Source organism: Pseudarthrobacter sp. MOO13, from assembly GCF_058267655.1.
In genome coordinates this window covers 3,911,679-3,937,065 of sequence record NZ_CM177848.1, presented here as the reverse complement: position 1 = coordinate 3,937,065, position 25,387 = coordinate 3,911,679, and the positions used below count along the sequence as shown (strand labels likewise).

The following is a 25,387-nucleotide window of genomic DNA, read 5'->3' as shown; positions in this document are numbered from 1 at the left end:
GGTTGCAGGGGCCCAAGTCCGCCTTACTGCGCCTTGCCGGGAGGGAGCGGAGCGGGCTTCCCCGAAGCCCGCTTGTTGAGTCGGAATGGAACGAATACCAACAGCACCACCATGATGCCCAGCAAAGCTCCGCCGGCAGTAACTCCGGCCGAGCGCCCGGCCGCGACGTCGAAGACGAGGGCTGCCGTGCCCGCGCTGAGCAGGGCGATGCCGCCAAGGGCAATCTTGGTGATGGTGTCCGCGCTGGAAACCAGTGTTTCCTTCAACCGTTTGCGGAACAGCCTGCGGTGCACGCTCACCGGAAGGAGGATGAAGGCGGTGGTCAGGGCCGCCACTACGACGTTCGCGAGGTAGAGTGCCACCTCTACGCCATCAAGCGTTTCAAAGCGCTGCTGGAACGGCAGCGTCAGCAGGAAGCCGGCCAGGATCTGCACCCCGGTCTGGAGCACGCGAAGCTCCTGCAGGAGTTCTGCCCAGTTGCGGTCCAGCTGCTCCTCGCGGGTCTCATTCCGTCCCGTCCGGCCCGTGTAGTCCTCAACATCGGACACCGGTGCTCCTTCCTTGCAGGCCAAGTACCAGGTCTTCTTTCTACTCCTCCCGTACCCGGAAACAAGGCATCCCGTTGCACTTGCACCCATATTTGATAAGTTTGCTGATTATCACCCGCAGTTGGCACACAGGAGGAAGCATGACGCAGGAAAACCAGCAGGCTGAACCCGAGTCCGCCCCGGGCGGTTACGGCACCCCCACTGCCGAGCAGGAAGCGGCCGGTACGCAGGGCCAGGGGTCCGGTGGCGGGTCTTCCGCCGGCGCGGACACCAACGAACCGCAGCAGGGAGCGGGCCAGGAACCGGTGCCCCACGACATGGACCTTCCGTCCAGCGCCGCGGAAATCGATGAGTCGAATGACGATTCCCAAGGTTCGGCGCCGGTTTCGTCCGAATCCGGCGAGGAAGCCACGGGCCTTCCGGACGGCAGCGGAAACGACCTCCCGCAGGAGGAATCGCCCAATGACGACGACGAGAGCTTCGACGCCGGATAAAGCGACCTAAGACGGTGGCCCCTGGATCAGATACTGGAACCAGGGGCCACCGTTTTTGCTGTATGGGCTTATGCTGTATCAGCCTCCGTGGGAGTTGTTCGACGCCGGTGGCATCTGCACGGACCCGGGCGAGCTGGACATGGCCGTGCGTGGTCGAGAAAGACTCCGTGTGGCCGTCATTGGCGGACAGGAAGATGGTTTCGCCATCAGGATGCGATCCACACCTCGCACTGCTGCCCCGGCCGGAGGGTCCGCACGCGTCGTCAGTCGTTGCTGCTGAAGGCGGCGTCGAAGCTGGTTTGGGAGGCGGGGAAGTCGTACTTTTTCAGGGCGGCGAGGGCTTCGGGGGCTCCGTGGAGGCGGTCCATGCCTGCGTCTTCCCATTCGATGCTGATGGGGCCGTTGTAGCCGATGGCGGAGAGGGCCCGGAAGGAGGCTTCCCAGGGGACGTCGCCGCGTCCGGCGGAGACGAAGTCCCAGCCGCGGCGGGGGTCGCCCCAGGGCAGGTGGGAGCCCATGACGGTGTTGCGTCCGGTCTGGCGGATCTTGGTGTCCTTGCAGTCCACGTGGTAGATCCGGTCCTTGAAGTCCCAGATGAAGGAGACGGGGTCGATGCCTTGCCACATCATGTGCGAGGGGTCCCAGTTCAGGCCGAATGATTCGCGGTGGCCGATCGCTTCGAGGGTGCGGACGGTGGTCCAGTAGTCGTAGGCGATCTCGGAGGGGTGGACTTCGTGGGCGAACCGGACGCCTTGTTCGTCGAAGACGTCCAGGATGGGGTTCCAGCGGTCGGCGAAGTCCTGGTAGCCGGCGTCGATGACTTTTTCCGGGACGGGCGGGAACATGGCCACGTACTGCCAGATGGCGGAGCCGGTGAACCCGACCACGGTGTCCACGCCCAGTGCTTTGGCGAGCCGGGCGGTGTGTTTCATTTCCTCGGCGGCGCGGGTGCGGACTCCTTCGGGGTCGCCGTCGCCCCAGACTTTGGAGCCGACGATGGCCTGGTGCCGGAAGTCGATGGGGTCATCGCAGACTGCCTGGCCTTTGAGGTGGTTGGAGATGGCCCAGACTTTGAGGTTGTACTTGTCCAGGATCTCGAGTTTGGACTCGACGTAGCCGGGTTCGTCCCAGCGCCAGGCGTCCAGGTGGTCGCCGGAGACGGCGATTTCCAGTCCGTCGTAGCCCCAGCCGGAGGCCAGGCGCGCGACTTCTTCGAAGGGCAGGTCGGCCCACTGGCCGGTGAACAGGGTGAAGGGGCGGGGCATGGGGGCTCCTTGGTGGTGGGGCGCTAGTGGCGCACGACGGTGAGGGTGCTCTTATTGGCTGCGGATTCCTCCACGGCGTCCAGGACGTATTGGACGTTCAGTCCTTCTTCGAACGACGGCGATGGCTGGGTTCCGTCCCGGACCGCCAGCAGGAAGTCGCGGACCTGGTGGGTGAAGGTGTGTTCCCAGCCGATGATGTGTCCCTGCGGCCACCACGCTTCCAGGTAGGGGTGCTCGGGTTCGTTGACCAGGATGCGGCGGAAGCCCTGCTCCCGGGCGGGGGCGGTGGCGTCCAGGAAGCCGAGTTCGTTGAGGTTTTCCAGGTCGAACAGGAGGCTGCCCTTCTCGCCGTACACCTCGATTTGGAGGGAGTTCTTCCGGCCGGTGGCCACCCGGGAGACCTCCACTGAGGCGACCGCCCCGGAGGTGAGGGACAGCGTGGCCCAGGCGGCGTCGTCGACCGTCACTTCTTCGAGGCCGCTTGCGGGACCACTTGTGCCGGGACGGCGGTCCACGAAGGTGTGCAGCCGGCCGCTGACCTCGCTGACCTGGTCGCCGAGGAGGAAGAGGACCTGGTCGATGGCGTGGCTGGCGATGTCCCCCAGTGCGCCGGACCCGGCCGTTTCCTTCCGCAGCCGCCAGGTCATGGGTGCCTGCGCATCGGCGAGCCAGTCCTGGAGGTAGGCGGCGCGGACGTGCCGGACCGTGCCCAGGCGTCCCTCGGCGATCAGTTCCCTGGCCAGGGCCAGTGCCGGAACGCGCCGGTAATTGAAGCCGATCATCGACTGCACGCCCCGGGCACGGGCCTTGGCGGCAGCGGCCGTCATGAGTTCGGCCTCGGCCAGCGTGTTGGCCAGGGGCTTCTCCACCAGCACGTGCTTGCCCGCCTCCAGCGCTGCGATCGCGATCTCGGCATGCATCCACCCCGGCGCGCAGATGTCCACGATGTCGATGTCATCCCGTTCAATCACGGCGCGCCAGTCGGTGGCCGACTCCGCCCAGCCGTACGCGGCCGCGGCCTCGGCCACGGCGGTGGCGTCCCGGCCCACGAGGACCTTCTGCTCGAAGGCCGGGACGTCGAAGAAGCTGGCCACGTTCCGCCATGCGTTGGAGTGCGCCTTGCCCATGAAGGCGTAACCGATCGCGGCCACACCCAACGGGCGGCCGGACCGTCGGGAGGGCGTGGAATCGGAGGGGTGTGCGGGTGTGCTCATGATGCGTTCCTGCTGCCTGTCAGAGGGTGGCGGTTTCCGGAGCCCAGTCCTCCGGGATGGCGGAGGATGCCGGGGCGGAGCTTTCGACGTCGATGAACGTGCCGGAGTCGATGGACTCACTGATCGAAACCATGGTGTCCAGCACGTGGTACGCCAGGTCGCCGGTGGCCCTGTGGGCTGTTCCTGCCCGCAGTGAGCGAGCCATGTCCAGCACGCCCATGCCGCGGCCGTTAGCGGGCCCGGTGGCGGGAACGGTGGTCCAGTCCTCGTCGCCGGCGCGCCAGAGCTTGATCTCGCCGGTGAAGTAGTTGGGGTCCGGCAGCGACAGGGTTGCTTCGGTGCCCGTGATCTCCACGAAGCCCATCCGGGTCCGGGGGGACTCGAAGGAGAAGACGCTGTGCGAGGAGGCGCCGGACTCGAACTGCGCCATGGCAGAGACGTGGGTGGGCACCTCGACGGTGAACTTCTCGCCCGCCTTGGGGCCGGAACCGATCACGCGCACATCCTTGGCCTTGGACCCGACGGCGGCCACCTTGCGGATGGAGCCGAACGCCTGGACCAGGGTGGTGAGGTAGTACGGGCCCATGTCGAACAGCGGGCCGGCACCGTGCTGGAAGAGGAACGCCGGGTTGGGGTGCCAGGACTCCGGGCCGGGGGTCTGGAACGTGGTCATCGCCGTCAGCGGGGTGCCGATGTCGCCGCGCTGGATCAGGCGCAGGGCGGTCTGGATCCCGGCACCGAGGAACGTGTCCGGGGCGCAGCCCAGGCGGATACCGGCGGTGTCCGCCGTCTTGAGCAGGCCCAGCCCGGACTCGCGGTCCAAGGAGAAGGGCTTCTCGGTCCAGACGTGCTTGCCGGCGTTGACGGCGGCGGTGGCCACCTCCACGTGTGCTGCCGGGATGGTGAGGTTGACGATGATTTCGACGTCGGGGTGGTTCAGGGCCTTCTCCACCCCGCCCCACTCGGGGATGCCGTACTCCTTGGCCCGCGCCTCGGCGGCCTCCTCGAAGAGGTCCGCGATGACGTGGACCTTCAAGTCCGGGAACGCAGTGAGGTTGTCCAGGTACTGCTTGCTGATCACCCCGGCGCCGATCACGCCGACGCCCACCGGGCCCTTGCGGGAAGATTTTGCTGCGGGCGTGCTCATGCGTTGGCCCCCTCGGCTGCGGTGTTGCTGTTCAGGAAAGCAAGGCTTTCGGCGATGCCTTCGAAGATGTCACCGGCGTAGTCGTCGAACTCCACGACTCCCACTTCAAGCGACGTGGCCGCGGCGATCACGTCCATGACCGGCACTTTGCCCTGGCCCGCCGGCTGCTGGGCCTTGTTGTCCCTGGTGAGGGGGCCGTCCTTGATGTGGATGAACTTCACCCGGTCACCCAGCTTTGCCAGGATGTCCACCGGGTCCTGCCCGCCCACGGCTACCCAGTAGGTGTCCACTTCGAGGACGAGTTCCGGGTCCAGCAGGGATTCGAAGTATTCCAGCGCGGTGCGGCCGTCGATGATGGACTCCAGCTCCCAGGCGTGGTTGTGGTAGCCCACCCGGATGCCGTACTCGGCCCCCTTCCTGGCAGCCTGGTTGAGCTTTTCGGCGGTGGCTTGGATGTCTTCGGCCTTCTGCCAGTGCTCGGCGGGCAGGAACGGGTCAATGACCGTGCTGATGCCCAGTTCCTTGGCCGCGGTGAAGATCTCGTCCTGGTCCTGGCTCATCAGCGGGGCGTGGCCGGACGGTGCGGTGAGGCCGTTCTCTTTCAGGGCTGCGCCGAGTTCCTTGGCCGTGGCTACGAAGTTGTAGGGCTCCACCTGGGTGAAGCCGATATCGGCAACCTTCTTGATGGTGCCGGGCAGGTCCTCGGAGATGGCGTTGCGGAGCGTGTAGAGCTGAAGCGAGTAGGACATGGGTTTCCTTAGCGGTGTTGGGAAGCGGTTGGTCGAATGCGGCGGTCAGCGGCCGGCGAGGGAGCCGCCGATGCCACCTACGCTGAAGTATTTGTTCAGGGCGGCGAACACGATGACGGGCGGAAGCATCATGACCACGGCCAGGGCCATGACTGAGGTCCAGTCTGTCGCGTTTTGCTGGAAGAAGGACTGCACGCCCATGGGAAGGGTGAAGATTTCGTTGGAGCGGAGGAAGACGATGGCCACGAGGTAGTCGTTCCAGGCCAAGAGGAAGGCGAAGATGGCGGTGGAGAGGACGCCGGGGAGGGAGTTTCGGAGGACCACTTTGGTGAAGGATCCGAAGACGGAGCAGCCGTCGATCCAGGACGCTTCCTCGAGGCTGATGGGGATGGAGTCGAAGTATGCGGCCATCATCCAGGTGGCCACCGTCATGGTGGAACCGACGTAGATGATGGTCAGGCCCAGGAGGTTGTCCACCAGGCCCATCCCGGCGAACAGGATGAACAGCGGCACCACCGAGGTGATGATGGGCAGCGACTGCATGACGAACAGGAGCAGGGAGTAGCCGGAGACGGCCTTGGACCGGCCGCGGGAGAGGACGTAGCCGGCGGGTGCGGCCACCGCCACCGATACCACCACGGTGGAGAGGGTGGTGACCAGGCTGTTCTTCAGCCAGGTGGCGGCAAGGGTCTTGGAGAACACGTTGCTGAGGTTCTCGAAGGTCAGGCCGGTGGCGGTGCTGTTGGGACCGGGGGTGAAGGCGAGCACGATGGTGACCATGATGGGCACCAGCACGATCGCGGTGATGATGAGGATGGCGATGAACCGCCACCAGCGGCCGCGTTGGCCGGCTTCGGAGAGTACCCGGCGGGTGTTGCCTGCCTGGCCGACTCCCAGGGCCGGGCCGGATTGGGGATGGGCGTGGACTGCTGCGCTCATTATTCGACACTCGACTTTCGGATCTGGCGGTACAGGATGACCGAGATGACCACCAGGGTCATGGTCATGAGGAAGGCGATGGCCACGCCGGGGCCTGTGGCGAAGTCCTGGAACACGGTGCGGTAGGCCAAGACCACCAGGGAGGTGGTGGCGTTGACGGGTCCGCCGCCGGTGAGCAGGTAGATGGTGGGGAAGTCGTTGACGCAGAAGATGGTCATCAGGATCCAGCTGATGTAGGTGGAGCGGGCGATCAGCGGCAGGGTGATCTGGGTGAATTGCTGCCAGCGGCTGGCGCCGTCCATGCTGGCGGCCTCATAGACGGTGGTGTCCACGGAGGCCAGGGCGGCGGAGATCATCATCATCATGAACGGGAAGCTGACCCAGACTTTGAAGACCATCACGGTGATGGAGGCCAGGGTGGGGTCTGCCAGGAACAGCGGGGTGCCCAGGCCAAGGTTCCGGAACAGCGCGGGAATCAGGCTGTCCGGGGTGGCCACCAGCCAGTTCCAGGCGGTGGAGGACACCACGATCGGCACCACCCAGGGCAGGAGCAGCAGGACCTTGAACGTATTGCCGGCGGGGATCTTGGTGCGCAGGAGCAGGGCGAGGCCCAGGCCCACGAGCCAGGATCCGAACACGCCGACGATGGTGAACCAGAGGGTGAACTGGGCGGCTTTCCAGAACGCCGGTGAGCTCAGGACAGTGGAGAAGTTCTGGACGCCCACGAAGTTGCCGGTCTGGAGCAGGTCGCCGTCGTGCGTAGCCTGGACCGCGGCGTAGATCAGCGGGTAGCCGTGGATCAGGACCAGGAGGACCACAGAGGGGAGCAGGAGCCAGAAAAAGGTCCTGGTGGCCTGGGCCGAGAGCTTGCTCTTGCGTTTGCCGGGGGCGGCCCCGGACCCGCCGGGGGCAAGCCCGCGGCGGGCCCGGGCGAGGCCGGATTGTGCAGTGGTGGAGGACATGGCGGGCGCTTACTTCTTCAGGACGGACTCGAGGCCGGACTGGAAGGTCTGCAGGGCGGTCTTGGCGTCGGCCTTTCCGGTGATGATGGTCTGGCTGAACTGGTTCAGGGCCTGGCCGCCGTCGAGGGCGGCAAGATTCGCGTTCAGCTTGCTGCCCTGGGAGGCGAAGGTCTTGGCGATCGGCTGCCAGTCCTTGACGATCTTGACGTTGTTGGGGTCGTCCGCGAACTCGGGCATCTCCGTGATGGATTTGAAGACCGGCAGTGCGGACATGAGCTTCTTCTGCCACAGCTGCTTGAGCTGGCCCAGGTAGTACACCAGGAACTCCTCGGAGGCGTCCTGGGACGGGGTGTTGGTGTACATCATGATGTTGTTCGGGAACACGATGGTGGCTTTGTCCCCGTGCGGGCCCTTGATCGGGTCAGCGACCAGGAGGTCGCCGGAGGTGTCGCCCACGCGCTGCGGAACGTTCACCTGGAACAGGCCGTAGCCCGCCTTGCCGTCCTTCCACTGGGCTGACATGTTGTCGGTGGTATAGCTGACCGCGGCGGGGTCCACGATGCCGTTGGACACGAGCTCCAGGACGAACTCCATGGCCTCGACGTTGCGGTCGTTCAACAGGTCCAGCTCGCCGTCCTTGTTGAACACGCCGCCGCCGTTGTTGACCATCATCATGATCATGGAGTGGTTGGCGTAGTTGTTGCCGGCACCTGCGCCGGTGGTGAAGCCGAACGCGCCGACCTTCTTCAGGGCCTTGCCGGCTTCAAGGAGGGACGGCCAGTCCGTGGGCAGGGCAACGTTTGCCTTCTCGAAGAGGGACTTGCGGTACCAAAAGACGCGCATGTCCAGCTGCCAGGGAACAGCCACGTAGCCTTTGTCCGACTTGAAGGGGTCCAGCACGCCGGGCAGGAAGTCATCGAACTGGCCGTTCGCCTTCAGCTTGTCGATCACCTTGTCCGCATAGGCGATCTGGCCCTGCTGCTCGAACTGGAACGCCTGGAAGCCGCCGCCGGTGGAAACCGCGGGACCGGTCTTGGAAGCAATCGCGGAGGAGAAGGTCTGGTAGAAGTTGTTCCACTGGATGATCTGGTAGCTGGCCTTGCTGCCGTTGGCACCGGAGAAGCCCTCGGCGATGCTCTTGGCGGCATCATTGTAGGCCGGCGTTGCCCAGGGCATGTCCCAGAACTTGACGGTCCCGCCGGCCCCGCCCCCGCCGCCCTGCGACGCCGAGCCGCCACCACAGGCTGCCAGCAGCGGCACGGAGGCCGCGGCAGCCGTCAGGCCCAGAAAACCGCGGCGGGAGAAGGAGCGGCGTGGTTCGGAAGATGCATTCATGGTGTGTCCTTTCGGGACCGTCGGACGCAGTGTGCCGTGGGTACGGTCCTGCTCATCGTTGAGAGTGGAGGTGGGACTGGGCTGCTGTGTTCGGTTGCGTATCTAAAAGGTGGTTACGTGGCGGTAAGGGTTGCGTAAAGGTCGGTCAGCCGGGCGAACCCGGCCAGGTCGTCCGGCCTGGTGCCGGCGCTGAGGTGTTCCTTCAGGCGCCGCCACGCAAACCGGTGGGCGGATTCGTACAGGGTGGGAAGCAGGAGGTCGCCGTGCGGCCCGGTAACCCGGACCTCGGCAGGCCAAGCGGCGTCAGGGTCGGGGACCCGGACGGCAACCCCGCCGTCGGCGGTGTAAAGGCGGATGTCGACGCCGGCGGGCCGGGCGGCGGTCAGCAACCCCTGGGCGGTGAACGGCGCACCGTTTGCCAGCCTGCCGCTGGCCGTGTAACCGGAGGTGTCCAGGCGCAGGATGGCCACGCCGTCCAGGCGGCCCGCCACGGCAAGCAAGGCGGCGAAGTGGTCGCTGAGGAGTTGCCGTGGATCGGTGCCGGGCGCCGCCGTCGCCACGCTGTCCAGCAGCGAGGCGCTGCCCAGCCCGCTGCGCACTGCGCCACGGGCATCCGCGCCGGAACCTTCGCCAACCAGGGCCGGGTTCGCTGCCCAACGGAGATCGAGGACGACGACGGCCCCCGCCGCGTCCGCGGCAGCCGCGAGCTCCGAGGTGTCCTCGGGCACGGGGTTGGCCACCACAATGCCGCGGGCCCCTGCCTGCACGGCGCCGGCGGCTTCGGCGGCCCATCCACTGCTGCCCGCAACCACCCGCACGTCGGCCTGCCCGGAATGGCCGGCCGGCATAGGGCCGAACGTTGCAGGCAGCGATGCCACGGTCTCGGTGACGGCGCCTGCCTCCCGGGCTGCGGGCGTGGCGTGCACCGTGAAGTGGGCGCTCATGCGGAAACTCCTGCCGTGTCGGCTGCGGCCGCATGGTCCAGGGCGGCGCTTTCCACCGTGGCCTCGGCGATGGCCAGGGCGAACGTGAGGTCGTCGATCAGGGTTTGGGCGGGCGGGGCCTGCCGGGTTCCGTTGGCGAGCCCGGCAAGTTCGCGCCACTCGCCCTCGTAGCCGTTGAGGCCGAACGGGCCGAAGCTGGTGGTCTCGCTGCCGTCATTGCGGGTAAAGGTGGCCACAGCGGAGCCGGCCTGGACGTAGGAGGGTGTGAAGTCGATCCGGAGCGCGGAATCGTCGGCGATGGCCTCGAAAGTCCACTCGGGCTTCCAGGTGCCGTTCATGACGGCCCGCAGTTCAATGACCCGGGAGGGGGTCCGGAGCGAGACCGCGTAGCCGAACGGGCGGACGTGCCGTGCCTGCAGGACGTCGACGTGCTCGAAATCGGGCGTGAACCGGCGTACCAGCGGAAGGTCGTGGATGGCCAGGCCCATGATCCCGCCGTGGAGGGCGGCTTTGAGGACCTCGATGTCCGAGTAGTCCGGCCGCCCGGCGGCGGGGCGGGTGAGGATTTCCGTGGCGAAGTCTTCGAACCGGGCGTTCGGTGGCAGGACGATCGAGGAACGGATGGTGTGGGCCGTTTCGGGAAGGTCGCCCCAGTTCTGTTCGGCTGCGAGCCAGCCCGGATCGAAGGTGTGCATGGCGCCGACGACGATCGGGACCCCGGTTTCGGTGCTGACCGCAGAGATGCGGGTGGCTTCCTCGGCGTTCATTGCAAACGGCTTTTCGCAGAGGACAGCCTTCTTGCCGGCCCGGCATGCGGCGATGACCTGGTCCGCGTGGAACTGGTGGGGGCTGCAGATCGCGACGATGTCCACGGCCGGATCGCCCAGCAGCTCGTCCATGCTGGTGCTGGACGTTGCCCCGACGCGCGCCGCCACGGAAGCCGCAACGGCTGCGTCGACGTCCATGATGTGCCGTACCTCGAGGACATCGCGGAGCCGGGCCAGGGCGGGAAGGTGGATAGCTTGGGTCACCGGTCCTGCCCCCAGGATGCCAACCCCCAAGGGCTGGTCTGTCGGCGCGGTGTGATGGGACAAGTTCAATTACCTCTTCGTAAGCGGACTCTGCAGTGGTGGGATCACCGTGGTGGATACCAGCCATCGGATTCACGAATGTGCCCTGAGTCACAAGGTAGAACTACTTTTGCCGCGCGTCAAGCAAAAGTTGCTTGTTTCTCGTTATTCTTCTGGCGTGATGACAGTGCTAAGTAAGAGTGTTATGACTTAGTGCATGACTTCTCCACCCGCCGGGAAACAGCTCGGAAAGGAATCCGACGCCGGCAATCTGTCGCGCGCGGGGGACCTGTTCCAGCTGCTGCGGGACGGCAGGGCCCGTACCCGTGCCGAGCTCGCCCTAAGCACGGGCCTCGCCCGGTCCACGGTTGCCTCCCGGATCGACGCGCTCATGCTCTCCGGCCTGGTGGGACCTGCCGGTGAGGCACTCTCCAGCGGCGGGAGGCCGCCGTCGCGCTTTGCTTTCAACCCGTCCGCCCGCCTGGTGCTGGCCGTCGACGTCGGTGCCACGCACGTGATTGTCGCCGTCACCGACCTTGGCGGGACAATCCTCGCCGAGCATCGGCTGTCCCTGCAGGTGGCAGACGGGCCGGAAGCTGTGCTGGACCAGGTGGTTGCGCAGGGCAAGGAACTGCTGGCGTCCGCGGGACGCAGCGTCACCGAACTCGCCGGGATTGGCATCGGGCTTCCGGGGCCGGTGGAACACGACACCGGAAAACCGGTCAAGCCGCCCATTATGCCTGGCTGGGACGGGTTCGACGTGGTCAGCTACGTCCAGCGGTCCCTGCCCGTCCATGTGCTCGTGGACAACGACGTGAACATCATGGCGCTGGGGGAGCAGTCCGCTCACTGGCCCGAGCACAACAATTTCTTCTTCGTGAAGGTGGCCACCGGCATCGGATCCGGCATCATCAGCAACGGGCAGCTGCAGCGCGGCGCGAACGGCACGGCCGGCGACCTTGGCCACATCCAGGTGGCCCGCGGCGCGGAGGTCCTCTGTGCCTGTGGAAACTACGGGTGCCTTGAGGCACTCGCGTCCGGGCCCGCCGTCGCACGCTCCCTCCGGGACCAGGGCGTGGACGTCGCCAGGGGCGCGGATGTGCTCCGGCTCGCCGCCGACGGCAACCTGCAGGCCATCCAGGCGCTGCGGCAGGCCGGCCGGGACATCGGTGAGGTGCTTGCCACCGCGGTGAACCTGCTCAACCCGTCCGTCATCGTGGTGGGGGGCAGCTTCGGCGAGACGGGCGAGCACCTGGTGGCGGGAATCCGTGAGGTGGTGTACCGGCGCTCCCCGCCGCTGGCCACCTCGCACCTGCGCATCAATGTCTCCCGGGCAGGCGACCAGGCGGCCGTCCTCGGGGCGAGCCAGCTGGTCACCCAGTACGTCCTCTCGCCGGCCATCATCGAAGCCACGCTGGCGGGCGCGATCGCGGGGTAGCACAGAGCAGTGCCGGGCGGCGCTGGGAACGAATCCTCCGGCGCCGCCCGGCGTCCTCCGTTAAGCCTCCGCGTCCAGCTCCCGTGCCTCGGTAAGGAGCAGTGCCGTCCCGCCGTAGGCCGGCAGTTCGAGGAAGAAGCTGTGCAGGTCGTCCACCTGCCCCACCGTCTCGCCGCTGAAGAGGTCCTTGACGTTCGCCCCGGAGGGCAGCTCGTTGGACTGGATGCTGCCGGCGATGTCCTGCCCGGAGAAGTTGAGCGCCGTGACCTGCAAGGCGCCGTCCTGGAGCTGGTTGACCAGCACCAGTGCCCCGCGGTTGGAGACGTCGGGGACATCGAGCAACGTGCCCGTGGCAATCCCGTTGTCCTCGCGGACGGCAAGGATCCGCTGCAGCCTGCGCGCGAACGAGTTCGCATCCTGAAGCTGCTCCGGCAGCGTGCCGTACAGGCTGCGCGCCCGCGGCATGCCCGCCGAGGACGTGGTGGCGTCCGGGCTGGTCCCCATGAGGTCGTGCGCGCCGCGGTTGATCCAGCGGGTGTCGCCCTGGGAGGTGAGTTCCCGGACGCTGCTCCGGTCCAGGGCCAGGATGCCCGTGAGGTCCCAGCCGGAGAGGGCGAAGACTCCCGGCTGCAGCGCGTTGTACATGGCCAGGAGGATGTGGACGTCCCGGATCTGTGCCTCCTGCTCCGGGGTCACGGCGTCCGGATCCTGGATGCCCAGGGCGGCCATGATGAAGCTGACGGTGGTGCAGGCGATGCCGTTGGTGGTGAAGACCGCGTTGTACGGTGCGTTCTCACCGGTCAGCCGGTCCCGCAGGGTCTGCTGGACCTGCTCGGCGAGCTGCGCGCCGGTGAGTTCCTCACCGTTGAGTTCGAACATCTCCTCCCGGTGCCCGGCGGCGAAGTGCAGGAGCTCGTAGGTCAGTTCGTCATGGTTCTGCAGGGCATGGACCAGGGAGGCCTGGTCCACCCCGATCTCCATGGACAGGCGCAGCGTCAGCCGCAGGAATTCGGTGTCCGCAGTGACAAGGGCGTAGTGGTACGCGGGCCGGGTGATGAAGTCGTACGACAGGTCGGGACCCGATTCGGAGGTTGCCTTGATGTCGTCGATGGTGAGGTTCAGTTCCTGGAAGGAGAACCCGCCCACCTTGCGGATCATGGATCCGATCAGCTGGTTGGCGGCCTCGGACAGCGGGTGGCCCTCGGACCAGCCGGGCTGTTCCTCGGCGCTCTTTTCCACGCCCAGGAACCCGTTGGCGTCGAGGCGGAGCGCCCCGGTACCCAGGTCCACCAGGGAGTGCAGGGCGTCGCCCACCACCAGCCGCATGCCCGCGAAGGTGGGGTCCAGCCAGTTGATGGAGGGCTGCCCGGCCTTGAAGTAGTGCAGGTAGACCCAGCGGCGGGTCTTGCCGGTGGTGTCCACGATGGGCCGGGTGGCGCTCCAGTTGGTTTCCTTCACCCCGGGTTCGTAGAAGATGACGCGCTGGAGCCTGCCGATGATGTACCCGGCTTTCTGCAGCGCCTGTTCAGAATCAGGGCTGAGGTTGACCGAATCTGCCCCCTCCGGGACATCGGGCAGGAGGTTCCAGTCCTCCTCCGGAATGTCCACCATGTGGTAGATCCCGGGGTAGTCGCGGAAGTTCATTTCGGCCAACCGGAAGTCGGCGCCCTTGCCGGTGTGGCCCGGGACGATGTCGTCAATGACCGTGCCGCCGTGCTCGGCAGCGACCTCGCACATGCTGCGGAACTCTTCTTCGGTGCCGAAGACCGGATCGATCGCCATGCTGATCCGGTCGAAGTGCCCGTCAACACTGGGCGTGTGCGACCAGCCGCTGATGCCGCCGGCCAGTTTCACCGGCCCGGTGTGGATGCCGCGGATGCCGATCTCGCGGAAGGCTTCCCACATGGCCTTGTCTCCCAGGGCGGACAGGAAGGACCGGCCCGGCTCGGTGATGAAGGACAGCGGGTAAGCGGTGAACCAGACAGGGGCGCGTTCGACGGCGGCCCGGGGGTTCGGATGCGCGTACGAGTTCTGCCACATGCTGGCCTGGCCGGACAATTGCCGGGCCAGGACGTTGGCGTCACCGAGCATGGCCTGGTTGCGCAGCCAATCCACGTACGCAGCGTTCCGGCCGTCGAATTCGAAGGAGGGCCTGTTGCCCACGAATTGGCGCCGCCTCGCGACGGGCCGCAGCGCTTTTGGCCGGGCGGCGAAGAACTGTTCGTCGAAAGTGACTTCCAGGTCCGCTGCCGGCTCCGTGGCGGCTGCCTCCCCTTCCCCGACTCCGGCGGTGTTATCCGCATCCGAAACGCGCTCGCTGGTCCCCGGCTCCCGCATAAGCTCCTCTTTCCACTGCTCGTCTCCGTGCTGGCATGGATGCTCCGTAGCCCCTTGCCCGTGGAAAGGTACCCAGCCGGACAGGGAGTATTCGGTGTTCCCTCTCCCGATGCTACTGGGCGGTGCAACCGGTGGACGGGACAAACGTGCCGGGCTGGCGGATGCCTTGGCCGATCTGCCGGCCGATGTCGCGGCCGATCCGGGTGAGCAGGGCGGCGGACAGCACGGGGTCCTTGGCGGAGTCCCGGCTGGTGTAGTCGGCCAGGGCGTAGACCTGCGCCAGGGACAGGTCCGCCCAGCGTTCCCGGGGGAGCAGGGAGCGGCCGGCAACGGCGATGAGGGTGCGGGTGCCGGAGCGCCGGGCCACCGCGGCGGGCAGCTTGCCGGCGAGGGTCTGCGCGTCGATGCTGCCTTCGCCCGTGATGACGACGTCGCAGCTGTCCTTGCGGGCATCGAAGTCCAGCAGGTCAAGGAAGAAGTCCGCTCCGGAGACCTGGCGCGCGCCCAGGAGAAGGCAGGCGAACCCGATTCCCCCGGCGCTGCCGGCTCCGTCATGCCGTGCCAGGCCGGCCGCGGCGCCGAACCCCGCGTCCGCCATCCTGCCCACGAAATGTTCCAGCCCGGCGTCGAGGGCGTCGACATCCGCCGGGCCGGCGCCTTTTTGCGGCCCGAAGACGGCCGCTGCCCCGGCCGGTCCGGTGAGGGGATTGGAGACGTCGCTGGCGACCACCAGTTCCGTCCCTGCCAGGCCTGGCAGGAGGGATCCCCGGACGGCGTGGATCCGGCCGAGTGCGTGGCCGGTCCCCGGCAGTTCCGTGCCGTCGGCCGCGAGGAAGGCGTATCCCAGGGCGGTCAGCATTCCCATGCCGCCGTCGGTGCTGGCGCTGCCGCCCAAGGCCAGGACGATCCGCTCGGGCGACAGGCCCAGGGCGAACCGGACCGCCTCACCGAAACCGCGGCTGGATGCATTGAGGGCATCCAGGGAGCCGTCCGCCAGGAGTGCGATCCCGCAGGTGTTGGCGACTTCGACGACGGCGGTGACGCCGTCGAAGGCGATGGACGACCGGACCGTTTGCCCCGTGGGGCCCGTGACGGTGCAGGCGTGCCGGGCGAAGCCGGCCGAGACGGCCGCGTCCACGCTGCCGTCCCCGCCGTCGGCCAGCGGAAGCAGCTCGCATTCGATGGTCCGGGCGGCCCCGGCGGTGGACCGGAGTCCGGCCGCCAGGGCGTGTGCCACCTCGCCTGCGGTGAGGCTGCCCTTGAATTTGTCGGGTGCGATCAGGGCGCGGACCGTGGTGTTGGCGGGCATGTCAGGCGGTTTCGGAGTAGGCGGGACTGCGGGCAGGCAGGGAAGGTTCGACGCCGGCGGTACTTTCCTGGAGGGCCGGCTCCTTGTGGGGGTGGGCGCCTGCCCTGTTGGCAGCCTCGAGGTGGTCCGACGCCGGGGCGGGGAGCGGGTCCACGGCTTCGCCGGCGAAGACGCGGCGCACACGGTCGGCGTCGAGGGTGCGGTCCCACGAGGCGATAAACAGCGTGGCCACGGCGTTGCCGGTGAAGTTGACCAGTGCCCGGCATTCGGACATGAACTTGTCGATGCCGAAGATCAGCATGATTCCGGCGGCGGGGATGGTCCCGATGGTGGCCAGGGTGGCGGTGAGGGCGATGAAGCCGCCGCCGGCGACTCCTGCCGCGCCCTTGGAGGTGAGCAGCATGACCGCGAGCAGGCCCAGCTGCTGGCCAATGCTCAGGTGGGTGTTGGTGGCCTGGGCAATGTAGAGGGCGGCCAAAGACAGGTAGATGGCGGCGCCGTCCAGGTTGAAGCTGTAGCCGGTGGGGACCACCAGGCCGACCGTTTCCTTCTTGACTCCGGCATTCTCAAGCTTGCGCATCAGGCCTGGAAGGGCGGGCTCGGCGGTGGAGGTGCCCAGGATGAGCATGTATTCCTCCTTGAGGTGCCGGATCATGCTGAAGATGTTCAGCTTCAGGAACGCCATGACCGAGCCGAGGACCACCACGACGAAGAGGATGGAGGTGGCATAGAACAGGGCGATCAAGCCGCCCATGCTGGTGAGCGATGAGACGCCGTACTTGCCCACGGCAAAGGCCATGGCACCGAAGGCTCCCAGGGGCGCGGCTTTCATGATGAAGCCGAGGATCTTGAACATGACCCCGGTCAGCCGCTGCACCCCGTCAAGGACCGGGGCACCCACCTTGCCCAGGGCGTTCAGGGCGATCCCGAAGACCACCGCAATGAAGATGATTTGCAGGATGTCGCCAACCACGAAGGGCTGGACCACGCTGGTGGGGATGATGTTGGTGATGAACTGCCACCATTCCTGGTGCTGGCCCGCATCGATCAGCTTGGCGGCCGAGTCCGAGGTCTTGATGGCGCCCGGATCGGCGTTCACGCCTTCGCCAAGCCGGAAGAAGTTGATGGCTACCAGGCCGAATGCCAGGGCGCAGATGGTGCCGACCTGAAAGTAGGTCAGCGCCTTCAGCCCGGTCATGCCCACCTTCTTCAGGTCAGCCACGCTGGCGATGCCGCCGACGATCGTGAGGAACACGATGGGCCCGATGAGCATCTTCATCGCGTTCACGAAAGTGGTGCCGATCGGTTCCATGGCGATACCGGTTGCCGGGGCGAGCCAGCCGACCAGGATGCCGATGACGATCGCCGTCAGTACCCAAAAGTACAGCTGGCGGTACCACCGGGTTTTCGGGGCCGCTGTTGTAGCCGCGGCGGTGCTGGTGTGGTCCATGATTCCTACCTCATTGTGGAATGTCGCTGGAGGATGTTCTGAAGAAAGTTGGTGCGGGGCGGGCGGTACTGCTTCACCGCCCGCCCCGTGCTTGGAATCAGCAACCGGATGGCGGCGCCGGAGGTTACTGCGTGCCTAGACCGCTGCCGGAGTGAGCGTCAGGGCCTTGATGATGGCTTCGGTGACGTCCCCGGTGTTTGCCTTGCCCCCCACGTCGCGGGTCAGGTGGCCGGCGCCGGTGGCCGCTTCGATGGCGGCTTCCACCTGGCGGGCTTCCGCGTGCAGGCCGAAGTGGTCCAGCATCAGGGCGGCGCTGGCGATGGCGCCGATCGGGTTGCTGATGCCCTGGCCGGCGATGTCCGGTGCGGAGCCGTGGACGGGTTCGAACATGGACGGGAAACGGCGCTCCGGGTTCAGGTTGGCGCTGGCCGCCAGGCCCAGGCTGCCGGCCAGCGCCGAGCCGAGGTCGGAGAGGATGTCGGCGTTCAGGTTGGAGGCGACGACGACGGAGAGGTCCTCGGGCTTGAGGATGAACTTGGCGCTCATGGCATCCACCAGGACGCTTTCGGTCTGGACGTCCGGGTAGTCCAGGGCGACGCGGTTGAAGACCTCGTCCCAAAGGACCATCCCGTACTGCTGGGCGTTGGACTTGGTGACCGAGGAAACCTTCTTGACGGCCCGGGTCCGGGCCAGGTCGAAGGCGAACCGCATGATGCGCTCGCAGCCCTTCTCGGTGAACAGGGCGGTCTGCAGCGCCACCTCGTTGCCGGGGCCGCGGCCACTGAGGTTCCGGCCGCCGAGGCCGGCGTATTCACCCTCGCTGTTCTCGCGGACCACCACCCAGTCCAATTCGGTGGTGTCGGCCTTGCGGAGCGGGGACTGCACGCCGGGGAGGAACTTCACCGGGCGGATGTTGGCCCACTGGTCGAAGTTCTGGGTGATGTTCAGCCGCAGGCCCCAGAGGCTGATGTGGTCCGGGACGTTTTCCCAGCCGACGGCGCCGAAGTAGATGGCGTCGAAGTCCTTCAGGGCGTCCAGGCCCTTGGGGTCCATCATCTGGCCGGTCCTGGCGTAGTACTCGCTGCCCCAAGGGAACTCGGTCCAGTCGAAGGCAAACTTTCCGTTCGAGTGTTCGGCCAGGGCGTCCAGGACTCGGCGGCCTGCGGACACCACTTCCTTGCCCACGCCGTCGGCCGGGATCGAAGCGATGCTGAATGTCTGGTTGGCGCTCATGTGCCTACCTCCTCGTTGAGTGTGGGCAGTGTGCCGGTGTCGCCCCAGTCACACTGTTTTCTTCCTCTTCAAGTAGACGGGCGCAGCGGGTTGGGCGTCCAAGACCAAGATTCGATCCTGCTGATAGGAAGGGCCTATCAACGATGGGCGGTTATTCCGCGTGGTCCCTGGCCACCTGCAAGAAGGCGCGCGCGGCCGGCGTGAGGTCGTCCTTGCGGCTCAGGATGGCCACCTCCAGGTGGGAAACCGGCTCAATGAGGAGCGTGCGCAAGCCGGCCTTCCCGGCGGTCGGGGCCCACGAGGAAGGCATCACCGCGTGCCCCACCCCTGCCAGGACGAGGGGCAGGACCGAGGTGCGGTGGGCCACTTCCACGACGATCTCGGCATTGACCCCGCGCGCCAGGGCGTCATCCACCAGCCAGCGCATCAGGGAGCCCCGCTGGCTGGCGATGAGCCGGTGCCCGTTCAGGTCCTCCCGCGCGATGGCCTTACCCGGGCCAAAGGTGTCTGCCTGCGGATTGACGATCAGGATCAGCGGCTGGCGCTCCAGCCCAAGCACTTCCACCCCGGGCACGCGGATGGCGGTGGCAGAACCGGCCAGCCCGATCTCGGTGCTGCCGTTGCGCACCGACTCGATGACCTCCTCCGGCGTGAAGGCTGCCTCCACGTTCAGCCTCACCGACGGATAGGACCGGGTGAACGCGGCGATCATGGAGGTCAGCGGTTCGATTCCGGGCGAGGGCATGGTGACGATGTCCAGCTGCCCGCTGCGGACGCCGCGCAACGCCTGAACCGCGGATTGCGCGGCGTCCAGGTCCCGCATCACCAGCCGGGCCGGCCCCACCAGCTCCCTGCCCGCGTCGCTGAGGACGGCGCGGCGGCCAATCCGGTGGAACAGCGGAACACCCAGTTCCCTTTCCAGGCCCGCGATGGTCTGGGACAGTGAAGGCTGGGCGATCAGCAGGTGTTCGGCCGCGCGGTTGAACCCGCCGTGGTCCACCACCGCCAGGAAATATTTCAGCTTCCGGGTGTCCAAACGGGGCTCCTCTCCGGCCGGACCTGTGCTGCGGTGCAGCTGTTGCCGTACAGGGACCCTATCAGCGAACAATTTCCTCCTCTTTTTGGCTTATTTCTGCTGCCACTCCCGCCAGGGCCCGGTTCGGACGTATTCTGGGAACCAGGTTTTGTAGTAGGCCGAAGCGCTTCGAACAGGGCTGGAACATGGCGGCTGAACCTTCGGGGCAGGTTGGCTGGGGGCTGCTTCCAGTTACCCCGGAGCCGGTCTTCGACAGCAAGGATGTCGAAACCTTCCTCCGGGAAGTCACCCATGACTTCATGAGCGAGATCAAGGGTGAACGCCGCGGTATCGGCTGGGCCGCCACGCTCTTCCACCTGGGCCAGGGACAGACCCTTGCGGCCAGCACGGAGCAGGCGCAGGAGGCGGACCGGGAACAGTGCTCGTTCGCCGACGGGCCCCTCATGGAGGCCATGCGCACCGAGGCCTTCGTCCTGGTATCCGATCTCAGCCGTGACCGGCGCTGGCCCGGTTACGCGAGTGCGGCGTCGGGCCACGGGGTGCAGTCGATGCTCTCCGTTCCCATCATGTCTGAAGGCGGGACGAGCGCCGCCATCACCTTCTACGCGGGCGTGCCGCATGCGTTTGCCAGCGATGACCTGGTCAGGATTCAGGGCTTTGCGCGCCAGATGGCCCGGGCCCTTCGCCTCGTATTCCGCGTGGCCGAGCGGGCCGAAGCGACGGCCGGCCTCGCCGTCGTCCAAAGCTCCCTGGTCCTGGTGGACCTGGCCGTGCGCAGCCTCACCAGCGAATACGGCCTCAGCAGGGAGGCGGCGCTGCTTTTCCTGCAGACGCAGGCACTGCACCATGAGCTTGGCCTCCGGGACGCGGCCCTGAACGTCGTGGCCCCGGGGACCGGCCGGGACCCGAGCGGCGCACCGCCGTCCGCGTTGCGGCAGGAAGCGTACGACGGCGTCGCGGAGCTGCCGCGTCCGTCGGCGGCGGGGCGGGGCTTTCCAACCGGAAAGCAACCCCGCAGGAACGCTGCGGTGAAGACGGAAACCCCGCCTCCCGCAGAGGGGAGGACAGCATGACCATCCAGAAGCAGGAGCCGCGATTCATCGCGGCCGGGCTGGACAGCCACCCCTGGCACCGGTTCGTTGCGCTGGGAGATTCCTACACCGAAGGAATCGGCGACCCGGAACCGCTCAGCCTGGGCGGCCTTCGGGGCTGGGCGGACCGTGTGGCCGAGGAACTGGCGTCCGGCCGTCCCGACTTTGCGTACGCCAACCTGGCCATCCGGGGACTGCTGCTGCGGCAGATCCTCGACAGTCAACTGGCCGCGGCGCTGTCCTTGAAGCCGGACCTTGTCGCCATTGCCGCCGGTGGCAACGACATCATCTTCAGGCATGGCGATCCGGACAAACTGGCCGGGAAGCTGGACCAGGCCATCGGCACGCTCGCAGCCACCGGTGCCACCGTGCTTCTTTTTGCGGGCCCGGACTGGGGCAACACACCGGTGTTCGGCAAGATCCGCGGCCGCGTGGCCATCTACAACGAGCACCTGCACAGCATCGGGGCCCGGCACCACGCCATCATGGTTGACCTGTGGTGCCTGCCCGAGCTTCAGCACGCGTCAATGTGGGACCCGGACCGGCTGCATCTGTCGCCGCTGGGCCACCATGCCGTGGCCGCGGCAACCCTTGATGCGCTGGGAGTGGAGCATGCGCTCAAGCCGTTGCAGCCGAGGCCGCTGCCGGCCCACGGGTGGACGCAGGCCCGGGCGGAGGACCTGGTGTGGGCGCGGCAGTATTTCATGCCGTGGGTGCTCAAGCAGTTGCGGCCCCGCCAGGCCGACGCGCTGGCGGCCAAGCGGCCGCAGCCCGGCCCGGTCTTCGGCCAAGGCCTTCCTGGTCCCTTCCCGCCGGGACACCCGGCCAAGGGATTGGCGATGGGCCCCGGCACGGCAGCCGGCGGCCCGGATGGGAGGGCGGACCGGGTGGCCTGACGCCGGTCCGGGTCAGCGCTTCCTGGGCGTCCGCTTCGAGGCTGCATTCATGGCAGCCTTGACGGCCGGCGGCAGTCCCGTCTGCTCGGTTTCGGGTTCGGCCGCTGTTCCCCGCGCCTTGGCGATGGCGCGCATGCCGTGGTAGATCACCAGTGCGGCTGCCGAGCCCAGCGCGATGCCGGTGAACTTGAGGTCGCCGATGGTCCAGGTGTAGTCGGCGATGCCGATGATCAGGGCCACAGCCGCGGTGGTCAGGTTTACGGGATTGGCGAAGTTCACCTTGTTCTGGACCCAGATCTTCACGCCGAGGATGCCGATCATGCCGTACAGCATGGTGGCCGCGCCGCCCAGGACGCCGGCCGGGACGGTGGCAATCAATTCGCCGAACTTGGGGGAGAAGCTCAGCAGGATGGCGAACATGCCGGCCACCCAGTAGGCCGCCGTCGAATACACCTTGGTAGCCGCCATGACGCCGATGTTCTCGGCGTAGGTGGTGGTTCCCGAGCCGCCGCCAAGGCCGGCGAGGACTGTTGCCGCGCCGTCGGCCATCAGCGCCCGGCCGGAGACGCCGTCAAGGTTTTGCCCCGTCATGGCGGCAACCGACTTCACATGGCCGATGTTCTCCGCCACCAGCACCAGGACTACGGGGACGAACAGCCCCAGCACGCCGATGTGGAACTCGGGGGTCTGGAACTGCGGCAGGCCAACCCAGGCTGCGGCGTCCATCTTGTCGTAGGCCACCTCGCCCCGGAGCATGGCCACCAGGTAACCCACCACGACGCCCGCCAGGATGCTGAGCCGGCCGAGGATTCCGCGGAACAGGACGCTGACCAGGATGATCGTGGCCAGCGTGACGACGGCCGTGATGGGTGCGGCGTCGAAGTTCTGCTTGGCTGCGGGGGCAAGGTTCAGGCCGATCAACGCGACGATGGCGCCGGTGACGATGGGCGGCATCAGCCGGTTGATCCACCCGGCGCCGAACTTCTGCACCACGGCACCCACGAGGGCCAGGGTGGCACCGGCGAGTACCACGCCGCCCAGCGCGCCCGGGATGCCGAACTGTGCCTGCGAGGCTGTGATGGGCGCGATGAACGCAAAGCTGGAGCCGAGGTAGCTGGGCACCCGGCCCTTGGTGACCACCAGGAACAGCAGGGTTCCGATGCCGGAGAAGAACAGCGTGGTGGCCGGCGGCATCCCGGTGATGATGGGCACCAGGAAGGTGGCGCCGAACATTGCCACCACGTGCTGCATGCCCACGCCGATGGTCAGGGGCCAGGCCAGCCGCTCATCCGGGGCCACCACCTGGCCGGGCTTGATGGTTTTGCCGGTGCCGTGCAGCTTCCATTTGATTCCGAGCATGCTCATGGGAAGGAATGCCTTTCAGGGGGTGCCGCGAGGGGGCGAAGGATAACTCGGTCCAGAATACCGCCAAGTATTTCGCTGCCGTCCGTTGTGGCCAACGTCACCTGCCGTCATGGGAAGAGGAACCAAGCACTTGAAGTTGCAACTATGGAAAGCACAGAGGCCACCCCGGTAGGCGGGCGGCACAGCGAAAGGTAAGCCAATGACCATTGCACACGAAGAAGCGGTTATCGATTCGGCGGCCGTGGACGCGATCTTCGCCCAGGCCCGCACCGCCAACACGTTCACCGGCGAGGTGACCGAGGAGCAGGCGCAGGCCATCTACGAACTGACCAAGTTCGGGCCCACCGCCTTCAACTCCCAGCCGCTGCGGGTCACGTACGTCCGCTCGCCCGAAGCCCGCGCCACCCTGGTGGATGCGCTGTCCCGCGGCAACCAGGCCAAGACCGCGTCGGCTCCGCTGGTGGCCATTCTCAGCTATGACACCGACTGGGCGGGCAAGTGGGACAGCTTCCTGCCCGGCTACAACGCCCCCAAGGCCATGTACGATGCCGATCCCGAGCTCGCCGCCGCGACGGGCAACAACAACGCCCACCTGCAGGCCGGCTACTTCATCCTGGCCGTCCGCTCACTCGGTTTCGCCGCAGGACCGATGACCGGCGCCGACTTCAAGGCCATCGACGCCGCCTTCTTCCCGGCAGGTGACCAGAAGAGCTTCCTGGTGGTCAACATCGGCCAGCCCGGCGAGGAAGCCTGGGGCGAGGCGAAGCCCAAGTACTCCTACGACGACGCCGTCCGCACCGTCTGACGCCACGGCACGTTCCGCGGCTAAAGCACGAACGCCCCATCACTTGGTGATGGGGCGTTCGTGCTTAAGCTGCGGGGCTTCCGGTCAGGCGATGACGCTGTCCACCAGCGCCTTGGCCTCGGCCTGCACCTGCTTGAGGTGTTCCTCACCCTTGAAGGACTCGGCATAGATCTTGTACACGTCCTCGGTGCCGGACGGGCGGGCAGCGAACCAGGCGTTCTCGGTGACCACTTTCAGGCCGCCGATGGCAGCGCCGTTGCCGGGTGCCTCCGTGAGCTTGGCGGTGATCGCCTCCCCGGCCAGTTCGGTGGCCGTGACGTCAGCGGCGGAGAGCTTCCCCAGCTTGGACTTCTGCTCACGCGTGGCGGCTGCGTCAATGCGGGCGTAGACGGGAGCGCCGAACTGGTCCGTCAACCCCTTGTACAGCTGTGACGGCGACTTCCCGGTCACGGCGGTGATCTCGGAGGCCAGCAGCGCCAGCAGGATTCCGTCCTTATCGGTGGTCCACACGCTGCCGTCCAGCTTGTTGAAGGATGCGCCGGCGGATTCCTCGCCACCGAACGCGCCTTCACCGGAGAGCAGACCGGGGACAAACCATTTGAAGCCCACCGGGACTTCCACCAACTTGCGGCCCAGGCTCTCCGCCACCCGGTCGATGATCGAGGAGGACACGAGGGTCTTGCCCACCACGGATTCGGGGTTCCAGCCGCTGCGGTTGCGGTAGAGGTAGTCGATGGCGACCGCGAGGTAGTGGTTCGGGTTCATCAGGCCGCCGTCGGGGGTGACGATCCCGTGGCGGTCGGCGTCGGCGTCGTTGCCGGTGGCGACATCGAAGGGCACGGACCCGTCGGCACCCACCGACATCCGGCTGATCAGGGAGGCCATGGCGGACGGCGACGAGCAGTCCATCCGGATCTTCTCGTCCCAGTCCAGGGTCATGAAGGCCCACTGCGGGTCCACGGTGGGGTTGACGACGGTGAGGTTCAGGTGGTGCCGTTCGGCGATCTCGCCCCAGTAGTCCACGGACGCCCCGCCCATGGGATCGGCGCCGATCCGGACTCCGGCCTCGCGGATGGCGTCCAGGTTCAGGACGGACGGAAGGTCATCCACGTAGCTGCTCAGGAAGTCGAACTTGCCGGTGGTGTCCGCGGCCTGCGCGTCGGCCAGCGGGATCCTCTTGACGCCGCGCAGTCCGTTCTCCAGCAGTTCGTTGGCACGGTTGGCAATCCAGCCGGTGGCGTCCGAGTCCGCGGGTCCGCCGTGCGGCGGGTTGTACTTGAAGCCGCCATCGGCCGGCGGGTTGTGGCTGGGGGTCACCACAATGCCGTCAGCCTGCGGGGCGCCGGGCGCGGCCTTCCGGTTGTATGTGAGGATGGCGTGGCTCAAGGCCGGGGTGGGGGTGTAGCCGTGGCGGGCGTCCACCAGGACGTGGACGCCGTTGGCGGCCAGCACCTCCAAGGCGGAGTTCTGCGCCGGTTCGCTCAGGGCATGGGTGTCCTTGGCCAGGAACAGTGGGCCGGTGACACCCTGCGCTGCCCGGTATTCCACGATCGCCTGGGTGATTGCCACGATGTGCTGCTCATTGAAGGACGCTTTGAGGCTGGAGCCCCGGTGCCCGGAGGTGCCGAACACCACGCGCTGGCCTGGATCACCCAGGTCCGGCGCGATGTCGTAATACGCATCAAGGAGCGCAGTGATGTCAACAAGGTCCTGGGGTTGGGCAACTGTACCCGCGCGGCTAGCCATGGGACCAGCATGCC

At 67.0% G+C, this 25,387-nt stretch carries 22 protein-coding genes; 5 read left to right on the top strand and 17 right to left on the bottom strand.

Features of this window, described 5'->3' with window-relative positions; genetic code table 11:
• Window positions 1-23: 23 nt before the first annotated feature.
• Window positions 24-548, bottom strand: a complete 525-nt coding sequence (locus AC4EEO_RS18025; protein WP_109044102.1) for a DUF6328 family protein — start codon at window positions 546-548, stop codon at window positions 24-26.
• Window positions 549-688: 140 nt separating this feature from the next.
• Between AC4EEO_RS18025 and AC4EEO_RS18020 the strand changes: the two genes are divergently transcribed.
• Entirely contained in the window at window positions 689-1,042 is a 354-nt protein-coding gene (locus tag AC4EEO_RS18020; RefSeq protein WP_018762704.1) for a hypothetical protein, read from the top strand.
• Window positions 1,043-1,305: 263 nt separating this feature from the next.
• Here AC4EEO_RS18020 and AC4EEO_RS18015 read toward each other — a convergent pair whose 3' ends face one another.
• The 9 genes from AC4EEO_RS18015 to AC4EEO_RS17975 all read right to left on the bottom strand — a co-directional run bounded on the left by AC4EEO_RS18015 (window position 1,306) and on the right by AC4EEO_RS17975 (window position 10,691).
• Entirely contained in the window at window positions 1,306-2,307 is a 1,002-nt protein-coding gene (locus AC4EEO_RS18015; protein WP_491339419.1) for a sugar phosphate isomerase/epimerase family protein, read from the bottom strand.
• A gap of 23 nt (window positions 2,308-2,330) precedes the next feature.
• Entirely contained in the window at window positions 2,331-3,521 is a 1,191-nt protein-coding gene (locus AC4EEO_RS18010; protein ID WP_491339418.1) for a Gfo/Idh/MocA family protein, read from the bottom strand.
• A gap of 19 nt (window positions 3,522-3,540) precedes the next feature.
• Complete coding sequence (locus AC4EEO_RS18005; protein WP_018762701.1) at window positions 3,541-4,668, bottom strand: Gfo/Idh/MocA family protein; 1,128 nt, start codon at window positions 4,666-4,668, stop codon at window positions 3,541-3,543.
• On the bottom strand, window positions 4,665-5,417 hold the full coding sequence (locus AC4EEO_RS18000; protein WP_018762700.1) for a sugar phosphate isomerase/epimerase family protein: 753 nt from the start codon (window positions 5,415-5,417) through the stop codon (window positions 4,665-4,667). The genes AC4EEO_RS18005 and AC4EEO_RS18000 overlap by 4 nt, the downstream gene beginning before the upstream one ends.
• Window positions 5,418-5,462: 45 nt before the next feature.
• Window positions 5,463-6,356 carry a carbohydrate ABC transporter permease gene (locus tag AC4EEO_RS17995; RefSeq protein ID WP_018762699.1) on the bottom strand — a complete coding sequence of 298 codons (894 nt, stop codon included), beginning with the start codon at window positions 6,354-6,356 and terminating at the stop codon, window positions 5,463-5,465.
• Window positions 6,356-7,318, bottom strand: a complete 963-nt coding sequence (locus AC4EEO_RS17990) for a carbohydrate ABC transporter permease (RefSeq protein WP_018762698.1) — start codon at window positions 7,316-7,318, stop codon at window positions 6,356-6,358. The genes AC4EEO_RS17995 and AC4EEO_RS17990 overlap by 1 nt, the downstream gene beginning before the upstream one ends.
• A gap of 9 nt (window positions 7,319-7,327) precedes the next feature.
• Window positions 7,328-8,653, bottom strand: coding sequence for an ABC transporter substrate-binding protein (locus AC4EEO_RS17985; RefSeq protein WP_018762697.1), 1,326 nt, complete (start codon window positions 8,651-8,653; stop codon window positions 7,328-7,330).
• Window positions 8,654-8,766: 113 nt separating this feature from the next.
• Window positions 8,767-9,597 (bottom strand): hypothetical protein, encoded by an 831-nt coding sequence (locus AC4EEO_RS17980; RefSeq protein WP_491339417.1) that lies wholly within the window; start codon window positions 9,595-9,597, stop codon window positions 8,767-8,769.
• A complete protein-coding gene (locus AC4EEO_RS17975; RefSeq protein WP_491339416.1) occupies window positions 9,594-10,691 on the bottom strand; it encodes a Gfo/Idh/MocA family protein in 1,098 nt (365 codons plus the stop codon). Before AC4EEO_RS17975 ends, AC4EEO_RS17980 begins: the two co-directional genes overlap by 4 nt.
• Before the next feature lie 193 nt (window positions 10,692-10,884).
• Between AC4EEO_RS17975 and AC4EEO_RS17970 the strand changes: the two genes are divergently transcribed.
• Window positions 10,885-12,105, top strand: coding sequence for an ROK family transcriptional regulator (locus tag AC4EEO_RS17970; RefSeq protein ID WP_491339415.1), 1,221 nt, complete (start codon window positions 10,885-10,887; stop codon window positions 12,103-12,105).
• 60 nt (window positions 12,106-12,165) lie between these two features.
• On the opposite strand, the gene treS is transcribed toward AC4EEO_RS17970, so the two are convergent.
• The 5 genes from treS to AC4EEO_RS17945 form a co-directional block, all read right to left on the bottom strand.
• Window positions 12,166-14,442 (bottom strand): maltose alpha-D-glucosyltransferase, encoded by a 2,277-nt coding sequence (gene treS, locus AC4EEO_RS17965; RefSeq protein ID WP_491339414.1) that lies wholly within the window; start codon window positions 14,440-14,442, stop codon window positions 12,166-12,168.
• 112 nt (window positions 14,443-14,554) lie between these two features.
• Window positions 14,555-15,751, bottom strand: coding sequence for a glycerate kinase (locus AC4EEO_RS17960; RefSeq protein WP_491339413.1), 1,197 nt, complete (start codon window positions 15,749-15,751; stop codon window positions 14,555-14,557).
• A gap of 1 nt (window position 15,752) precedes the next feature.
• On the bottom strand, window positions 15,753-17,201 hold the full coding sequence (dctA, locus tag AC4EEO_RS17955) for a C4-dicarboxylate transporter DctA (protein WP_491339412.1): 1,449 nt from the start codon (window positions 17,199-17,201) through the stop codon (window positions 15,753-15,755).
• 135 nt (window positions 17,202-17,336) lie between these two features.
• On the bottom strand, window positions 17,337-18,434 hold the full coding sequence (locus AC4EEO_RS17950; protein WP_285318777.1) for a tartrate dehydrogenase: 1,098 nt from the start codon (window positions 18,432-18,434) through the stop codon (window positions 17,337-17,339).
• 151 nt (window positions 18,435-18,585) lie between these two features.
• Window positions 18,586-19,470: a LysR family transcriptional regulator gene (locus AC4EEO_RS17945; RefSeq protein WP_491339411.1), complete on the bottom strand. Its 885-nt coding sequence runs from the start codon at window positions 19,468-19,470 to the stop codon at window positions 18,586-18,588.
• A gap of 185 nt (window positions 19,471-19,655) precedes the next feature.
• Between AC4EEO_RS17945 and AC4EEO_RS17940 the strand changes: the two genes are divergently transcribed.
• Window positions 19,656-20,543 (top strand): GAF domain-containing protein, encoded by an 888-nt coding sequence (locus tag AC4EEO_RS17940; protein ID WP_491339410.1) that lies wholly within the window; start codon window positions 19,656-19,658, stop codon window positions 20,541-20,543.
• The gene (locus tag AC4EEO_RS17935; RefSeq protein ID WP_491339409.1) at window positions 20,540-21,457 is read left to right on the top strand and encodes an SGNH/GDSL hydrolase family protein; all 918 of its coding nucleotides are present in this window, start codon (window positions 20,540-20,542) and stop codon (window positions 21,455-21,457) included. The genes AC4EEO_RS17940 and AC4EEO_RS17935 overlap by 4 nt, the downstream gene beginning before the upstream one ends.
• A 12-nt stretch (window positions 21,458-21,469) precedes the next feature.
• On the opposite strand, the gene AC4EEO_RS17930 is transcribed toward AC4EEO_RS17935, so the two are convergent.
• A complete protein-coding gene (locus AC4EEO_RS17930) occupies window positions 21,470-22,822 on the bottom strand; it encodes a uracil-xanthine permease family protein (protein ID WP_285318770.1) in 1,353 nt (450 codons plus the stop codon).
• Window positions 22,823-23,021: 199 nt separating this feature from the next.
• Between AC4EEO_RS17930 and AC4EEO_RS17925 the strand changes: the two genes are divergently transcribed.
• Window positions 23,022-23,627 (top strand): malonic semialdehyde reductase, encoded by a 606-nt coding sequence (locus AC4EEO_RS17925; RefSeq protein ID WP_018762689.1) that lies wholly within the window; start codon window positions 23,022-23,024, stop codon window positions 23,625-23,627.
• Between the two features lie 84 nt (window positions 23,628-23,711).
• On the opposite strand, the gene pgm is transcribed toward AC4EEO_RS17925, so the two are convergent.
• The gene (pgm, locus tag AC4EEO_RS17920) at window positions 23,712-25,373 is read right to left on the bottom strand and encodes a phosphoglucomutase (alpha-D-glucose-1,6-bisphosphate-dependent) (protein WP_018762688.1); all 1,662 of its coding nucleotides are present in this window, start codon (window positions 25,371-25,373) and stop codon (window positions 23,712-23,714) included.
• Window positions 25,374-25,387: the final 14 nt, after the last annotated feature.

Excerpts from the sequence above, each read along its gene's own strand:
- AC4EEO_RS18020 (WP_018762704.1), top strand. The coding sequence starts at position 689 with ATGACGCAGGAAAACCAGCAGGCTGAACCCGAGTCCGCCCCGGGCGGT.
- AC4EEO_RS18015 (WP_491339419.1), bottom strand. The coding sequence starts at position 2,307 with ATGCCCCGCCCCTTCACCCTGTTCACCGGCCAGTGGGCCGACCTGCCC.
- AC4EEO_RS18010 (WP_491339418.1), bottom strand. The coding sequence starts at position 3,521 with ATGAGCACACCCGCACACCCCTCCGATTCCACGCCCTCCCGACGGTCC.
- AC4EEO_RS18005 (WP_018762701.1), bottom strand. The coding sequence starts at position 4,668 with ATGAGCACGCCCGCAGCAAAATCTTCCCGCAAGGGCCCGGTGGGCGTC.
- AC4EEO_RS18000 (WP_018762700.1), bottom strand. The coding sequence starts at position 5,417 with ATGTCCTACTCGCTTCAGCTCTACACGCTCCGCAACGCCATCTCCGAG.
- AC4EEO_RS17995 (WP_018762699.1), bottom strand. The coding sequence starts at position 6,356 with ATGAGCGCAGCAGTCCACGCCCATCCCCAATCCGGCCCGGCCCTGGGA.
- AC4EEO_RS17990 (WP_018762698.1), bottom strand. The coding sequence starts at position 7,318 with ATGTCCTCCACCACTGCACAATCCGGCCTCGCCCGGGCCCGCCGCGGG.
- AC4EEO_RS17985 (WP_018762697.1), bottom strand. The coding sequence starts at position 8,653 with ATGAATGCATCTTCCGAACCACGCCGCTCCTTCTCCCGCCGCGGTTTT.
- AC4EEO_RS17980 (WP_491339417.1), bottom strand. The coding sequence starts at position 9,597 with ATGAGCGCCCACTTCACGGTGCACGCCACGCCCGCAGCCCGGGAGGCA.
- AC4EEO_RS17970 (WP_491339415.1), top strand. The coding sequence starts at position 10,885 with ATGACTTCTCCACCCGCCGGGAAACAGCTCGGAAAGGAATCCGACGCC.
- treS (WP_491339414.1), bottom strand. The coding sequence starts at position 14,442 with ATGCGGGAGCCGGGGACCAGCGAGCGCGTTTCGGATGCGGATAACACC.
- AC4EEO_RS17960 (WP_491339413.1), bottom strand. The coding sequence starts at position 15,751 with ATGCCCGCCAACACCACGGTCCGCGCCCTGATCGCACCCGACAAATTC.
- dctA (WP_491339412.1), bottom strand. The coding sequence starts at position 17,201 with ATGGACCACACCAGCACCGCCGCGGCTACAACAGCGGCCCCGAAAACC.
- AC4EEO_RS17950 (WP_285318777.1), bottom strand. The coding sequence starts at position 18,434 with ATGAGCGCCAACCAGACATTCAGCATCGCTTCGATCCCGGCCGACGGC.
- AC4EEO_RS17940 (WP_491339410.1), top strand. The coding sequence starts at position 19,656 with ATGGCGGCTGAACCTTCGGGGCAGGTTGGCTGGGGGCTGCTTCCAGTT.
- AC4EEO_RS17935 (WP_491339409.1), top strand. The coding sequence starts at position 20,540 with ATGACCATCCAGAAGCAGGAGCCGCGATTCATCGCGGCCGGGCTGGAC.
- AC4EEO_RS17930 (WP_285318770.1), bottom strand. The coding sequence starts at position 22,822 with ATGAGCATGCTCGGAATCAAATGGAAGCTGCACGGCACCGGCAAAACC.
- AC4EEO_RS17925 (WP_018762689.1), top strand. The coding sequence starts at position 23,022 with ATGACCATTGCACACGAAGAAGCGGTTATCGATTCGGCGGCCGTGGAC.
- pgm (WP_018762688.1), bottom strand. The coding sequence starts at position 25,373 with ATGGCTAGCCGCGCGGGTACAGTTGCCCAACCCCAGGACCTTGTTGAC.